We start from the raw sequence: 15,441 nt of genomic DNA on the forward strand, positions 1-15,441 counted from the left end.
GTACAGATGAAAAAATATCTTCTACTTCTGTTTTTTTATTTCTTATTTGTATTTTCTGCTTTTGCACAAAAAGATGCAATAGATGATAAAAGTTATATCCTTTGTATAAACTCATATACGGAAGCATCTCCCTGGAGTAGCCGGCTCATTTCCAACGTTACGGAATTCGTTCAAAAGGACCCTGAAATCACTCTCTATGTAGAGCATTTGAATATGCTATTGATTGAAAATGATTCTATTTTGGAAGAATCCAAACGTAATATATTCGATAAATACAAAGATCACTCTCCACGTATGCTGTTATTGCTGGGAAATTCGGCATTGTTGTTGCGGGATGAATATAGAAAAGTCTGGGGAGATATTCCCATTGTGCTTTGTGCACAGGAAGATTATTTGGATTCTTATGAAGCTTATATCCACAGGCGGCCTTCCACACTGGAAGAACGGATTCCTCTCTCTTACTTAGTTGATCCCTACAATTTAGTTTATCTGTATGCCGATTTATATATCCCGGAAAACATTCGCCTAATGAAACAGATGATTCCCGGCATGAAAGAGTTTATATTTATAGGTGACGGGCGTAAAGTCAATCAAGACAATTCTGCACTTATCCAGCAAGAACTAAATACGAAATATCCGGAAATCAAGTATAGATTCTGGTCTGCTGAAAATATGACGACCAATCAGTTGTTGGATTCCCTGTATTTCGTAGATACTGAAATGACGGGAATTCTGTTCGCTTCATGGTTCTACAAATACACATTTGCCGGTAACAGCATGTTAGCCACTAATTCTCACAAGCTTATAGCTGCTACTTCCGTCCCTATCTTTTCTCTTAGCATGGTAAATATAACCAGTGGAAAAGAAGGTATGTTGGGTGGATATACTTACAATCAGGATCGGTATGATGCGGCATTGATTCAAACCATTTCGGATGTATTGAAAAATAAACAGGCACGTCATATTCCTTGCTATATTCCCACAGATGGGGCACCTGTTATTAATTATGAAATACTGGCGCGTAATGGGCTTTCTCTTTCCGCATGTCCTGCCAACACCCGTTTTCTGAATAAACCACTTACGTTTTGGGAGCATTACCGGTATTTCATTTTGGGAACTATCTTTTCTATTTTGCTTATTACATTGCTTTTTCTGTACCGTATTCGTAATCTGAATGCATTAAAGAAAGCACAGGAAAACGAAATAGATGCAATGACTACTTACAAGATGCTGGTGAACAACATGCCTTTGCTCTATATGCAGGAAGAATTGGTGACTGATAAGAATGGCAATCCCATTGAACTGATTTACCGGAATGTAAATTCTGAATTTGAGAAACAGTTCTATCGTAAGGAAGAAGTCATAGGTAGAAAAGGGAGTGAAATATTCCCGGAATCCATGCCCGAATTCCTGCATTTCACCAAGATGGCGTTGACTGAGAAAAGAGCTATTACATTTCCTTACTATTTTAAAGCTATCGATACTTTTTACGATGTGGTATTGAAAGGAACCCATCAGGGGAATATGATTGATATTTTCTGCCTGGATAGTACAGAACTGCACAAAGCACAGCAAAAGCTGAGTGCTACCAACAGTAAACTGGCGATGGCTCTTGATGTTGCCAACATTGTACCCTGGAAGTGGGATCTGAAGAGCAAAACGATCTTGTGTGATATCAATAAACCGATTGAACTGAGCACTGACGAACAGGAGGTGGAAGACTCACAGCTGTCTGTACCCGATTCGCAGTATTTCGCTAAAATCTTCAAGGAAGACCGTGAACGGGTGAAACAGGCATACCGGGACTTGATAGAAGGACGGGCGGAAAAAGTAAAAGAAGAATACCGCATCGTCAATGTGCAGAAAAACAACCTGCACAAGGTGGAGTGGGTGGAGGCACAGGCTGCCGTAGAAGCCCGTGATGAGGATGGAAAGCCATTGACATTGATAGGCTCGTCGCTTGTCATCACCAACCGAAAGAAGATGGAGCAGGAACTTACAACAGCCAAAGACCTTGCCGAAGAATCCAATCGCTTAAAGTCGGCCTTCCTGGCCAATATGAGCCATGAAATCCGTACTCCGTTGAATGCTATTGTCGGTTTCTCGGGGATATTGGCATCTACCGAAGAAGAACAGGAAAAGCAGGAATATGTTAGCATCATCGAGAACAATAATACTTTGTTGCTGCAACTCATCAGTGATATTCTTGATTTGTCGAAGATTGAGGCGGGAACGTTGGAGTTGAATTACTCTAATATCGAACTGAATGAGTTGATGAGGGAACTGGAGCGTGGTTTCTTGTTGAGAGTGAAGACGGATGCGGTGAAACTGGAGTTTGTGGAGCCTGCCGGGCCATGTATGGCCTATACGGAAAAGAACCGTTTGTCCCAACTGATGATTAACCTTGTGACAAATGCCATTAAGTTTACCGAAAAAGGAAGCATTCGTTTTGGCTATGAAATGCGGGAGAATGAATTGTATTTCTATGTGACTGATACCGGATGCGGAATTCCGAAGGATAAGCAGCAAAACATTTTCGGGCGTTTCGTCAAGCTGAACTCTTTTGCCCAAGGAACCGGATTGGGGCTTTCTATCTGCCAAACACTGGTAGAACGTATGGCTGGCAGAATCGGTGTGGAATCGGAAGAGGGTAAAGGATCGACTTTCTGGTTTACGCTTCCTTACAAGCCAGCAGTGAAGGAGGACAGGAAACAGACGCCAAAGGAGATTCAACCTGTTGCGATAGAAAGAAATAAACTGACCATATTGGTTGCAGAAGATAATGCAAGCAATTATAAGCTTTTTGAATCCATCCTGAAGTACGACTATCATTTGATTCATGCCTGGGATGGCATGGAGGCTGTGGAAATGTTCCGGGAACATAATCCTCAGATTATATTGATGGATATCAATATGCCTGTAATGGACGGGTACGAGGCTACCCGGGAGATCCGCAAGTATTCTGCAAAGATTCCTATCATTGCCGTTACAGCCTTTGCCTATGCTTCGGATGAACAGAAGGTAATGGAAAGCGGATTCGATGGATATATGCCCAAGCCTATCAATGCCAAGTTGCTGAAAGCGCAATTGGTGGATATTATGCAGAAGCGTATTATCTTGTTATAAGATGAAAGTTTCTTTCAGCACCCGCAATGCCACACTTCGTGGGTGCCGATGCCACACTTGGACGAGCGTGAAGTGTGGAGTTTGCCCCGTTTAGGTGTGGCATTTGCCTCGCTCAGGTGTGGCGTTTCTTTTGATATTCCGCCGGCGTCATCCCCGTCATCCGTTTAAAGAATTTGCTGAAGAATGACGGATTGGGGAATCCCAGCTCATCCGAGATTTGGAATACCAACAAATCACTGTGTTTCAGCAGCACTTTTGCTTCAAGAATAATTGCTTGGTTAATCCACTGCATTACCGTCTGCCCGCTTACTTCACGAATAACCGTACTCAGATAGTGAGGAGTCAGGCACAGTTTATCTGCATAGAAACCGATGGTACGTTCACGTTTACTGTGTTCATTTACCAATGCGATAAAGCGGCGGAATACCTCTTCCTGGCGTGAGAGATACAGTTGTGTGGACTCTTCGTTCTTTGCATGGATATACCTTATATTATAGAGTAATGCAATAATCAAGTGTTGTACCACTTCCCGGCGGAATGGCACTTTGTGCACGGTATCCCATAACATTGAAAAGAAAGTATCGATTTGCTTTAATTCTTCTTTTGTGGGCGAAATGAAAATGCCATGCTTTGTGTACGAATCCGTCAGAGCGCCTCCTTGTACGATGGGCAGAAAGTTATTATCGGGAACAATGACCTGAAAGTCATAATCCTCACTGATTTCCACAATTTCTATCAGTGAATTGCATGGGCTGATAATAATCATTGGTTCCTTTACCTTATATTCTATCAGATTGATGGAGATCCGTGCTTCACCTTTCAGTATCCGGATGATTCGGCTTTCTCTGGTACGATATGGCCTCCCTGTACTAAAGAGGATGCTATCCATTTGGGCAAAGCTGATGACAATGCCGAGATCACGGTTGATAAAACGGAAACTGTTATTGTTTACAATGTTTTGATTACTCAGCAGCTCGCCAAGTCCAAGCTCCATGGGCTTACTCTTTTCCATATCCTTTTCCTCCTTTAACTTATCTATATCTGTGGCAAAGATAAGAAAACACAGGGATTTCTTATCTTTTTATACTGATGATCGGATAAATAGAACATCATTGCACACAAATAGAATGTATCCATGTACTTTTAAGCTCTATCTTTGTGTCCGATAAAGAAATAAAAAATGTATATGAAAATAAAACGAACTATTCTCTCTTTTTCCTTTGTTCTTGCGGCAATGCTGGCACATGCGCAGCTCACGCTGGAGGGATGCCAACACTCGGCACAGACCAATTATCCGCTGGTGCGGCAATACGGTCTGATAGAGAAAGCGCGGGAGTATAACCTGGAGAATGCCGGAAAAGGCTATCTGCCACAATTCACCCTTTCGGGAAAAGCAACCTACCAAAGTGATGTCACAAAGCTGCCCGTGGACATTCCGGGAATCGATATAAAGAGTATGCCCAAAGATCAGTATCAGGTGATGCTGGAAGTCTCGCAGAACATCTGGGACGGTGGAGACATCCGCTCCAAAAAGCAACTGATCCGGACCGCTTCGGAGATAGACCGCGGGAAGCAGGAAGTGGATATGTATGCGTTGAATGATCGTGTGAATCAGCTATACTTCGGCATCCTGTTGCTGGACGAACAGTTAAGGCAGAATCAGCTTTTGCAGGAAGACTTGGGACGCACCCATCAGCAAGTATCCAACTATATGGCAAACGGCATTGCCAATCAGAGCGATCTGGATGCCGTAAGCGTGGAGATATTGAACACGAAGCAGAAACGCATTGAACTGGAATCTTCGCGACAGGCCTATCTGAGTATGCTCTCTATCTTTATAGGAAAGGAAATCGCTTCCGGAACCACATTGGAGAAGCCCGCCGATGCTTTTGAATCCACTTCATTGGTGAACAACCGTCCGGAACTTCGCTGGTTCGATGCCCAAGGCGGGCAATTGAACGTACAGGAATCTTCATTAAAGACGCGCTTCCGTCCCCGCTTCGGGCTGTTCGTGCAGGGAGCTTACGGAAATCCGGAATTGAATATGTTGAAAGATGATTTCTCCGCATACTATGTAGCGGGCGTCCGTATGTCGTGGAACTTCGGTAGCCTGTACACGTTGCGCAATGATCGCAGGCTGATAGATAACAACCGCCGTAAGCTGGAGACCAGCCGCGATGTGTTCCTGTTCAATACCAACCTGCAATCTACCGGGCAGAGCTCGGCCATACAGTCCATGCGCCGGCAGATGGTGGATGATGATGAGATTATCCGTTTGCGTGTCAACATCCGCAAGGCCGCCGAGGCTAAAGTGGAGAACGGTACGCTGACCGTAACCGATATGCTTCGTGAAATTACAGCCGAGAATCTGGCGCGCCAGACCAAGGCTTTGCATGAGGTGCAGTTGCTGATGAACATCTGGAACCTGAAATATACATTGAATAATTAAAGGCATAAATATATATATCATTATGAAATCAAGGAATTTACTGGGACTCTGTTCCCTATTGGCCCTCTTTTCCGCTTGTGGAAACGGTGCCCCAAAATATGATGCAACAGGAACGTTTGAGACTACGGAAGTGCTTGTATCTGCCGAAGCGTCGGGCCGCCTGCTTTATTTCGATATAGAAGAAGGAATGTTACTGAAGGCCGGTGAAGAAGTCGGTGTAGTGGATACCGTACAATTCTACCTGAAGAAGCTGCAACTGGAGGCAAGCATTAAATCCGTCGAAGAACAGCGCCCTGATATCCTGAAACAGGTAGCAGCCACCAAAGAACAGATATCTGCCGCCGGGCGCGAACGGAACCGTGTGGCGAACTTACTAAAGGTAGGTGCGGCAAACCAGAAACAACTGGATGATGCGGAAGATCAGCTTGAAGTGCTCCGCAAGCAACTTGTTGCGCAGAATTCTACCTTGTCCAATAGTCACCAGAGCCTGACGTGGCAAAGTTCATCCGTCGGTATTCAGGTGGCACAGGTGGAAGACCAGTTGAAGAAGTGCCACATCACCTCTCCGATAACCGGCACTGTACTGGCAAAGTATGCCGAAGCGGGAGAACTGACCGCAATGGGCACTCCGCTTTTCAAAGTGGCTGATACGGAGCAGATGTACCTTCGTGCTTATATCACTTCCGAACAACTTTCGCAAGTAAAACTGGGACAGAAAGTAACTGTCTTCTCCGATTACGGCACCGATGAGCACAAGCCGTATCCGGGCGTAGTTACCTGGATTTCGGATACCTCGGAATTTACCCCGAAGACTATCCTGACTAAGAATGAACGTGCCAACCTGGTGTATGCCGTGAAGATTGCCGTGCACAATGACGGGCTGTTGAAGATAGGCATGTACGGGGGAGTGGAGTTTAATAAGTGATAAAGTGATGAGTTTATGGAACATGCGGTTGTTGTAGATAACGTTACCAAGAAGTATGGGGCGGTGGAGGCGTTGAAGGGTGTTTCCTTGACGGTTCCTTCCGGAGAGTTGTTCGGTATTATCGGGCCTGACGGGGCGGGGAAGACTTCTCTTTTCCGTATCCTCACCACCTTGCTGCTTCCCGATAGTGGAAACGCTTCGGTGTGTGGTCTGGATATAGCGAAGGATTATAAAGAAATCCGTCGTTGCGTAGGCTATATGCCGGGACGCTTCTCCCTCTATCAGGACTTGACGGTAGAAGAAAACCTGAACTTCTTTGCTACTGTTTTCCATACCACCATTGAGGAGAATTATGAATTGGTGAAGGATATCTACCAGCAGATAGAGCCTTTCCGCAAACGTCGTGCCGGAGCTTTGTCCGGAGGTATGAAGCAGAAACTGGCGTTGAGTTGTGCGCTAATCCATAAACCGGATGTGCTTTTCCTCGACGAGCCGACAACAGGGGTAGACCCTGTTTCCCGCAAGGAGTTTTGGGGGATGCTTCGCCGGTTGAAGGAACAGGGCATCACCATCATAGCCTCTACGCCTATTATTGATGAGGCACGCCAATGTGACCGCATTGCCTTTATCAATGAGGGGCAGATACATGGGATAGATACTCCGGAACGTATTTTGAATCAGTTCGCAAGTATTCTCTGTCCACCGGGGCTGGAACACGGCAAGGTGGAACAGAAAGATGAGTATGTCATCGAAGTGGATAAGCTCACCAAACGTTTCGGCAATTTCACGGCAGTGGATCATATCTCTTTCAGAGTCCATCGTGGTGAGATATTCGGCTTCCTGGGCGCCAACGGTGCCGGAAAGACTACTGCCATGCGCATGCTTACCGGATTGAGCCATCCCACAGAAGGCACGGCCCGCGTAGCCGGTTTCGATGTTGCCACCCGGACGGAGGATGTGAAAAAGAATATCGGCTATATGAGCCAGAAGTTTTCTCTTTACGAAGACCTGAAAGTGTGGGAGAATATCCGGCTGTTTGCCGGGATTTACGGTAGGACGGAAGATGAAATAGTCCGCAAGACCGATGAACTTCTGGAACGTATCGGGTTGAGTGCCGAGCGTGATACGCTGGTAAAAAGTCTGCCGCTGGGCTGGAAACAGAAACTTGCTTTTTCCGTTTCCATTTTTCACGAACCGAAGATCGTTTTTCTGGATGAGCCAACGGGTGGGGTAGATCCAGCTACCCGTCGCCAGTTCTGGGAGCTTATTTATCAGGCTGCCGACCGGGGAATCACTGTCTTTGTCACCACTCACTTCATGGATGAGGCCGAGTATTGCGACCGTATCTCTATCATGGTGGATGGCGTGATCCGTGCCCTCGATACGCCCGATGAATTGAAACGGCAATTTAAGGTTGCTACAATGGATGATGTTTTCCAGCAATTGGCACGGGAGGCGGTGCGTACGGCGGATTAGCCGATTCATAACATAATTAGTAAGAACAATGAAACAATTTATAGCTTTTGTCCGAAAGGAATTCTTCCATATCTTTCGCGACAGGCGAACCATGCTGATATTGCTGGGTATGCCTGTGGTGCAGATTATCCTTTTCGGCTTTGCCATAACCACGGAAGTGAAGAACATCCGTGTCGCCATTCTCGACCCGTCGAACGATGTTGTTACCCGGCGCATTATCGACCGTCTGGATGCGAGTGAATATTTCTCCGTCACCACGAATCTGAATACTCCGGACGAGGTTGAGAAGTCTTTCAGACGGGGAGACATTGACCTGGCAGTCATCTTCAGCGAGCAATTCGCGAATCATGTTTATGCCGGAGATGCTTGTGTACAGTTGGTGACCGATGCTACCGATCCCAATACGGCAACCACACAGACCGGTTATGCTGCCAACATCATATCCTCTGCCGGGCGCGAAATGCTTCCGGCGGGAATACAGATTTTCACAATTGTTCCCGAAGTGAAGCTGCTTTATAATCCGCAGATGAAGAGCACCTACAACTTTGTGCCGGGTGTGATGGGACTGATTCTGATGTTGATTTGTGCCATGATGACTTCCATATCCATTGTCCGGGAGAAGGAGACGGGAACGATGGAGATATTGTTGGTCTCTCCGGTGAAGCCGCTATTCATTATTCTTGCCAAGGCAGTTCCTTACTTTGTGCTTTCGTTTGTCAACCTGACCACGATTTTGCTGCTGTCCGTTCATGTACTCGATGTTCCCGTGGCGGGTAGCTTGTTTTGGCTGATTGTGGTATCGCTGCTCTTTATCTTTGTTTCCCTGGCTCTGGGCTTGCTGATTTCCTCGGTGACGCGGACGCAGGTTGCTGCCATGCTTGCATCGGGATTGATACTGATGATGCCTACCATGCTGCTCTCCGGTATGATATTTCCCATAGAGAGCATGCCCTTGCTGCTTCAAGACATTTCGGCCCTACTTCCTGCCCGCTGGTACATTCAGGCTGTGCGGAAGCTGATGATCGAAGGAGTGGATATCTCACTGGTATTGACGGAAGTCAGTATTCTTGCTGTAATGGCGGTTGCGCTGATTACGATTAGTTTCAAGAAGTTTAAGAATCGATTAGAATAGGAGAGTGGTGGTATGATAAAGTTTCTGATAGAAAAAGAATTCAAGCAGTTGCTCCGTAACTCGTTCCTGCCGAAGATGATTCTTATCTTTCCCTGCATGATTATGATACTGATGCCCTGGGCGGCAAATCTGGAGATAAAGAACATCAACCTGAACATTGTGGATAATGACCACAGCGTCCTTTCGCGCCGCCTTGTGGATAAGATCGGTGCATCCACCTATTTTCGCACAACGGCCCTTCCTGATACTTACAATGAAGGATTGCGCTCCATCGAAATCGGTTCGGCGGATATTATCCTGGAGATTCCCCGCGATTTTGAGAAAAACTGGGTGACGGGTAAAAGCCCCCGCCTGCTGGTTGCCGTCAATGCGGTGAACGGTACAAAGGGAGGATTGGGCGGCTCGTACCTGTCTTCCATCATTAATGACTATACCCGTGAGTTGCAATCGGAATCACCGGCAAAGGCAATGTCTGCCGGGATGGGATTGCCCCGGATCGGCATTTCGACGCAGAATCTGTATAACCCGAACCTGAACTACAAGCTCTTTATGGTTCCGGCATTGATGGTGATGTTGCTGACAATGATTTGCGGCTTTCTTCCGGCGCTCAATGTGGTAGGCGAGAAAGAGGTGGGCACTATCGAGCAGATCAATGTAACGCCTGTTTCCAAACTGACGTTTATTCTTGCCAAGCTGATACCTTATTGGCTGATAGGTTTCATTGTGCTTACGATATGTTTCTTTCTGGCATGGCTGCTTTTTGGCATTCTGCCTGTGGGGCATTTCGTGACGATATATCTTTTTGCAGTGGTCTTCCTGTTTGTAGTCTCCGGATTCGGTCTGGTAATTTCCAATCATTCCGCTACGTTGCAGCAGGCCATGTTCGTCATGTGGTTCTTTATGCTGATACTGATGCTGATGAGCGGCTTGTTCACCCCCGTACACAGTATGCCGGAGTGGGCACAACTGATTGCCGCACTCAATCCGCTGAAATACTTTGTAGAGGTGATGCGTACCATTTACCTGCGGGGTGGTGGCATTGTGGAGCTACTTCCACAGTTGGGAGCATTGACGGCCTTTGCGGTGTTCTTTAATCTGTGGGCGGTGAGGAGTTATAGAAAGAATAATTGATATACCTTTCAGTAATTCCACATTTTATCCTACTTTTGCATTTAAATTAATTATATCTGATATCCTAATGAACACGCAGACAACTTATCTTGCCTCTAAGCCGCATTATGAAATCCTGGATGGATTACGTGGAGTGGCAGCTGTTATGGTCGTAGCCTTCCATCTTTTTGAAGCACATTCAGGTGGCAACCATCTCGCACAAATCATTAATCACGGCTATCTTGCCGTTGACTTCTTCTTTATGCTTTCGGGCTTTGTAATCGGTTATGCCTATGATGACCGCTGGAACCGGATGAGTATCGGTACTTTCTTCAAACGCCGTGTCATCCGCCTGCATCCTATGGTGATTATGGGTAGCATTATCGGCGCCCTTTTCTTTTTCTTCCAGAAATCCCCCTGCTTTCCGAATATGGATAATGTATCGGTTGGAACAGTTCTGATAATCATGCTCTATGGCTGTACGTTGCTTCCCCTCCCTTTGAAGTGGGACATTCGCGGGTGGACGGAAATGCACCCGTTGAATGGGCCGGCATGGTCGCTCTATTATGAATATATCGGCAATATCCTGTACGCACTGTTTGTCCGTAAGTTCAACAAGGTTGCTCTGTCCATCCTTGTTTTTCTGGCAGCCTGTGCCACCTTGCATCTCTGTCTTACGGCACCTAATGGTGATATCGTGGGCGGATGGGCATTGAATTGGGAACAGCAGTATGTGGGGTTTGTCCGTTTGCTCTATCCGTTCTTTGCAGGTTTGCTGCTTTCACGTTTGGGCTGGCTCATACGGGTAAAGAAATGCGCATTCTGGTGGTGTAGCCTGATGATTGTAATAGTTCTTTCCGTTCCCCGTATTGGCGGTGAAGATGGTTTCTGGATGAACGGACTCTACGAGGCACTTTGCATTATCTTTATCTTCCCGGTCATTGTTTCGATGGGAGCCGGTGGTAAAGTAACGGGAAAACGCTCTGTAGGTATCTGTAAGTTCCTGGGCGATATCTCATATCCCGTTTATATCACTCATTATCCGCTGATATACACATATACAGCCTGGGCATGCAACAATAATGCGACCATCACCGAAGGACTTCCTTATATGATACTGACCTTTGTCGGGGCTTTCGTTCTTGCTTATGCCTGCCTGAAGCTCTATGACGAACCGGTACGCAAATGGCTGACCAATCGTTTTCTGAAAGGAGCGCGTAAGGCGAAATAAATACATCCGGAGATATAAAAAGAAACGGGCAACCTCTCTTGCGAGAAGCTGCCCGTTCTGGTTAATACATCTGTTGGGTTCACCGGAAACCTTATTTTACTTCAATAGACTTCTTGTTCTTCTGTTTTTCTTCGGCTGAAAACTTCGGTAGATTGATGTTCAGCACGCCATTTTCTACTTGTGCTGCAATCTTTTCCTTGTCTACATTGTCCGGCAATATCATGGTCTGTTGGAACTTAGAGTATGAGAATTCGCGACGCAGATAGCGACCGTCTTTCTTTTCCTCCTTGTTTTCTGTCTTCTTTTCCATGCTGATAACTAGATTGTTGTCTTCGTCAATATGAACGTTGAAGTCATCTTTGGTCATTCCCGGAGCAGCCAATTCTACTTTGTACTCCTTTTCCGTTTCCAGCACGTTGATAGCCGGAGCGGTTGCATTGGCTTTTTCCATCCATTCGTTATCAAAGAAATCATTGAAGATACTTGGTAACCAATTTTGAGTTCTTCTAACAGGCATCATAATTTTAGTCTCCTATCCTTTAAGTTAAACATTCGGTTAGTTCTGAACTTCCGATCCTGAACTGCTTTTGGGAGCTGTTTCTTAATCACTCCCATGCGGTTCCTGAACCGTCGTTCACAAACATAATCGCAAAACGTATGCCAATTGATTTTAGTTTCGCTGATTAACAAAATGTCACTAAAGTTCTGACAAAATTACTTGTTTTATGCCGTTTTGTACATTTATTATATAAAATTGCTTTTGAATACTATGAATGTGAAATGTTTCGCCTCCGGCTTATTCGTTTTCTTGATAGTCGAAATAATCAAATTCAGCTTGTGCCTTTGAGGAGTCGGATACGGCATACAAGCCCAATATAATACCGGTAAATCCGCCGGAAGTTTCGGTACTGAGATAGCGCGCATTCATCTTGGCTATTTCCTGGAACTTGTTTTCGATGGTGGAATAGCCGAATGAATAGAACTCATTATTTCCTTTGACCTGAAGCTGCACTTTTCCTTGGGGGATATTGATTTCCTTTTCTATATGTTTCAGTTCTCCCAACTGATATCTCAGGACGATAGACTGCTGTCCCTTAGTATCCTGTCTTACAAAAAGGTCATAGTGCGAATGATTTTCCATGAATACCGTTATTCCGGCTTCGTCCTGCGGTTGCCCTTTCTGTAGTTCAACGGATGTTCCGGCTGTGAAGTCGATATGTTGCTGTCTGCGGCCGATGAAAGTAGGAGAGTCCATACTGTTCAGATTGGCGGAAGTTGCTTTCAATCGGAGTGTCTTACCATTCAGGATGTAGTTCTCCTGTTTGGGATTGCGCAGATAGATCCCTTCCGGTCCCAGTTTCTCGGTGTTGAAGGTAGTGCGGGGAGTTTTCGATTCAAAAGGTCGCTGTGGAAGGGTGGGGACATCCATCTGTAAGGCTATGGTTCCATTTCCGTTTACTACAGGCCAGGCATTCTTATCCCATCGTACTGGTGCGATAAACGTTTCGCGCCCCAGCAGATGATGCGAGCCGGTTTGCGGACGGAATGCGAGACATACCATCCACCACGAACCATCGTGAGCTTCTATCAGATCGGCATGACCGGTTCCCTGTATCGGACTGTTCTGTGCGTTTTTGTTTATATGCGTCAGGATGGGGTTGGCGGGATTACTTTCATACGGGCCGTCAATATCCCGGCTACGGGCAATGGTTACCTTGTGCCCATATTCAGTACCTCCTTCGGAAATCAGCAGATAATACCAACCATCTTTCTTATAAATATGCGGCCCTTCCGGATGGCGTCCGCCCGTACCGTTCCAGATACATTTGGATTCGCTTAACTGTTCTCCGGTCATCGGATTTATTTCGCACAGGTAGATGCCTACATCCGGATTGCTGACCAAATAGCACTTTCCATCTTCAAAATAAAGGGATGGATCAATACCTCCTTGCTTTATCCAAACCGGTTCTGACCATTCACCATGTGGATCTGTGGTGTGAACCAGAAAATTTCCCTTGTTTGAAACATTGGTGGTAATCATGTAAAACACTCCCTCATTGTATCGGATGGTAGGGGCGTAGATTCCGCCCCATGTGCCGGCATTGGTTAACTTTACCTGGGATTCCCGTGTCAGGCAATTTCCAATCTGTTCCCAGTTAACCAGATCCTTACTATGAAACAGGGGTACTCCGGGGAAATAACAGAAACTGCTGTTGACCAGGTAATAGTCTTCGCCAACACGGCAAACACTCGGGTCAGGATGGAAGCCCGGAATGATTGGATTTTGATATCCTTGTTGAGCATGCGAGAGATTTGCCAGTCCCATCATAATAAAGATGGATAAGATGATTTTCTTCATATATGTGCCTTTTAAAATGATATTATTGCAGTTTGAAACGCATTCTCCATCGTTTAGCTTCTTCATTCCAGTCGTGGCTGATGACTTTGAAGGTTCCTACTTCAGAGGTGTTTTTTACGTGCGTTCCCAAACAAAGACATTCGTCATAATCGCCTACTTTCACTATGCGTACGGTTTCCGAAGCATCTTCCGGCAGTCGTTTCAAGTCAAAGCGTCCTTGTGCTTCTTCCTGTGTGATGAATTCTGTGGTAACATCCAATCCTTGCGCAATCACTGCATTTACAGCTTCTTCCAGTCGTTTTACATCTTCTTCGGTAGGAGCAGTTTCCAAAGCATAGTCCAGTTTACTTTTTTTTCTCTCTATATGTGCGGATATTGATCGTCCACAACCGAAAAGATTCATCATGGTACGGTTCACTATATGCTCGCAGGTATGCATAGGTGGGTATTCCTGTTTGTTGTGGTCGTTGAGTTGAATTTGTTGTTCCATATTATTTAGTAACTTTTTATTATATTCCTATTTCTTAGCAAATCGAAAATAAAAACATCTTTGACTTTTTAAGATGCCTGTAAAGCACATCTAATCTTCATTATTTACGTTAATGATTAATATCATTAATCTTGCCATAATAATATTTTTGCGTAAAGGTAGGGCTATATTTTGATATTGAAAAGATTTATATTGTAATTTGTGCAGACTGTATTTAATTAATAAGTTGTATGTATGGACGGGTATCCTTCTCTTATTTTTTTAGCAATAGGCATACATCTATCTAAAAATCCTAAATTTGTCTATCTTTGCTTCTGAATTTTCATTAGTCAATTAAACTTGAGCAAAATAAATGGAGGACGGAATTAATACACTGCGTTATTCGGATATCTTTTTGGCAATATGCTTCAATGATGGAGTGAGTTGCCTGCATCGGAATCATTCACACGTGTTGGTCTATATGTATTCTGGTGAATTGGAAATTTCCTGATGTTCACCACAAAATTCCTGCGTGATTTTTACAATCAGTTAGACAAAGAAACAATACCCAAGGAGGCGAAACGAGAGAAGGTAAGTCTTTGCAAACTACCATCCAATCGTCCCGATATTGTAAGTTTGTTCGAGTCTATGATTCCTTATTTCAATTCAAACATTCAGCCTACAGATAAGTTACTCCAATTGAAAATGACTGAGGGGCTTTATGTACTGCTCAATACCAGTAAAAACCTTTATGCTTCCATTTTTGACTTTACCGATCCTTGGAAGATTGATATTCTTGAATTTTTGGAACGAAATTACATGAATGATCTGTCATTAGAAGAAATAGCCAACTACACGGGACGCAGTCTCTCCACGTTCAAACGGGATTTCAGGAAATATAGCAATCTCTCTCCGCAGAAATGGTTGATACAACGCCGTCTTGAAGCCGCGTACGAGTTGATAAGGAGAGGTGGACGCAGAGTGTCGGAGATTTGTTTTGAAGTGGGTTTTAAAAACCTTTCTCACTTCTCGAAGATATATAAGGGAATGTATGGGGTGCCTCCGACAGAGGAGATATAAGAATATATCGTGAGCCTTACAATTTTTGACGTTGCAAGGCTTTTTTATTTATGACCTTCCGAACAAAATACTTTGAGCCGTGCA

The 15,441-nt window shown here is 45.0% G+C and carries 11 protein-coding genes and 1 pseudogene; 8 read left to right on the forward strand and 4 right to left on the reverse strand.

Going from position 1 to position 15,441, the window contains the following annotated elements; translation table 11 throughout:
* Positions 1–6: 6 nt before the first annotated feature.
* Positions 7–3,126 (forward strand): ATP-binding protein, encoded by a 3,120-nt coding sequence (locus tag VYM24_RS17275; protein WP_330940486.1) that lies wholly within the window; start codon positions 7–9, stop codon positions 3,124–3,126.
* A 112-nt stretch (positions 3,127–3,238) separates the two neighbouring features.
* On the opposite strand, the gene VYM24_RS17280 is transcribed toward VYM24_RS17275, so the two are convergent.
* Complete coding sequence (locus VYM24_RS17280; protein ID WP_330940487.1) at positions 3,239–4,138, reverse strand: helix-turn-helix domain-containing protein; 900 nt, start codon at positions 4,136–4,138, stop codon at positions 3,239–3,241.
* Between the two features lie 174 nt (positions 4,139–4,312).
* Here VYM24_RS17280 and VYM24_RS17285 point away from each other — a divergent pair, with 174 nt between their 5' ends.
* The 6 genes from VYM24_RS17285 to VYM24_RS17310 all read left to right on the forward strand — a co-directional run bounded on the left by VYM24_RS17285 (position 4,313) and on the right by VYM24_RS17310 (position 11,449).
* On the forward strand, positions 4,313–5,575 hold the full coding sequence (locus tag VYM24_RS17285) for a TolC family protein (protein WP_291551192.1): 1,263 nt from the start codon (positions 4,313–4,315) through the stop codon (positions 5,573–5,575).
* A 22-nt stretch (positions 5,576–5,597) separates the two neighbouring features.
* Entirely contained in the window at positions 5,598–6,500 is a 903-nt protein-coding gene (locus VYM24_RS17290) for an HlyD family secretion protein (protein WP_330940488.1), read from the forward strand.
* 15 nt (positions 6,501–6,515) lie between these two features.
* The gene (locus VYM24_RS17295; RefSeq protein WP_330940489.1) at positions 6,516–7,976 is read left to right on the forward strand and encodes an ATP-binding cassette domain-containing protein; all 1,461 of its coding nucleotides are present in this window, start codon (positions 6,516–6,518) and stop codon (positions 7,974–7,976) included.
* A 28-nt stretch (positions 7,977–8,004) separates the two neighbouring features.
* Complete coding sequence (locus VYM24_RS17300; protein WP_291551195.1) at positions 8,005–9,108, forward strand: ABC transporter permease; 1,104 nt, start codon at positions 8,005–8,007, stop codon at positions 9,106–9,108.
* 12 nt (positions 9,109–9,120) lie between these two features.
* Positions 9,121–10,239, forward strand: coding sequence for an ABC transporter permease (locus VYM24_RS17305; protein ID WP_330940490.1), 1,119 nt, complete (start codon positions 9,121–9,123; stop codon positions 10,237–10,239).
* A 67-nt stretch (positions 10,240–10,306) separates the two neighbouring features.
* Complete coding sequence (locus VYM24_RS17310; protein ID WP_291551198.1) at positions 10,307–11,449, forward strand: acyltransferase family protein; 1,143 nt, start codon at positions 10,307–10,309, stop codon at positions 11,447–11,449.
* 91 nt (positions 11,450–11,540) lie between these two features.
* On the opposite strand, the gene VYM24_RS17315 is transcribed toward VYM24_RS17310, so the two are convergent.
* From VYM24_RS17315 to VYM24_RS17325, 3 genes are all read right to left on the reverse strand, one after another.
* Positions 11,541–11,969, reverse strand: a complete 429-nt coding sequence (locus VYM24_RS17315) for an Hsp20/alpha crystallin family protein (RefSeq protein WP_007214301.1) — start codon at positions 11,967–11,969, stop codon at positions 11,541–11,543.
* Positions 11,970–12,245: 276 nt separating this feature from the next.
* Entirely contained in the window at positions 12,246–13,808 is a 1,563-nt protein-coding gene (locus VYM24_RS17320) for a glycoside hydrolase family 43 protein (protein WP_330940491.1), read from the reverse strand.
* Positions 13,809–13,830: 22 nt separating this feature from the next.
* Positions 13,831–14,298, reverse strand: coding sequence for an alanyl-tRNA editing protein (locus tag VYM24_RS17325; RefSeq protein ID WP_007218603.1), 468 nt, complete (start codon positions 14,296–14,298; stop codon positions 13,831–13,833).
* 352 nt (positions 14,299–14,650) lie between these two features.
* Between VYM24_RS17325 and VYM24_RS17330 the strand changes: the two are divergent.
* Positions 14,651–15,357: pseudogene (locus VYM24_RS17330) on the forward strand (helix-turn-helix domain-containing protein).
* Positions 15,358–15,441 lie beyond the last annotated feature (84 nt).

This window comes from Bacteroides sp. MSB163 (assembly GCF_036416795.1).
In the GTDB taxonomy this organism is placed as follows: domain Bacteria; phylum Bacteroidota; class Bacteroidia; order Bacteroidales; family Bacteroidaceae; genus Bacteroides; species Bacteroides maternus.

Bases quoted from the DNA above. Each gene is read 5' to 3' on its own strand.
- VYM24_RS17275 (WP_330940486.1), top strand. From the start codon at position 7: ATGAAAAAATATCTTCTACTTCTGTTTTTTTATTTCTTATTTGTATTT.
- VYM24_RS17280 (WP_330940487.1), bottom strand. From the start codon at position 4,138: ATGGAAAAGAGTAAGCCCATGGAGCTTGGACTTGGCGAGCTGCTGAGT.
- VYM24_RS17285 (WP_291551192.1), top strand. From the start codon at position 4,313: ATGAAAATAAAACGAACTATTCTCTCTTTTTCCTTTGTTCTTGCGGCA.
- VYM24_RS17290 (WP_330940488.1), top strand. From the start codon at position 5,598: ATGAAATCAAGGAATTTACTGGGACTCTGTTCCCTATTGGCCCTCTTT.
- VYM24_RS17295 (WP_330940489.1), top strand. From the start codon at position 6,516: ATGGAACATGCGGTTGTTGTAGATAACGTTACCAAGAAGTATGGGGCG.
- VYM24_RS17300 (WP_291551195.1), top strand. From the start codon at position 8,005: ATGAAACAATTTATAGCTTTTGTCCGAAAGGAATTCTTCCATATCTTT.
- VYM24_RS17305 (WP_330940490.1), top strand. From the start codon at position 9,121: ATGATAAAGTTTCTGATAGAAAAAGAATTCAAGCAGTTGCTCCGTAAC.
- VYM24_RS17310 (WP_291551198.1), top strand. From the start codon at position 10,307: ATGAACACGCAGACAACTTATCTTGCCTCTAAGCCGCATTATGAAATC.
- VYM24_RS17315 (WP_007214301.1), bottom strand. From the start codon at position 11,969: ATGATGCCTGTTAGAAGAACTCAAAATTGGTTACCAAGTATCTTCAAT.
- VYM24_RS17320 (WP_330940491.1), bottom strand. From the start codon at position 13,808: ATGAAGAAAATCATCTTATCCATCTTTATTATGATGGGACTGGCAAAT.
- VYM24_RS17325 (WP_007218603.1), bottom strand. From the start codon at position 14,298: ATGGAACAACAAATTCAACTCAACGACCACAACAAACAGGAATACCCA.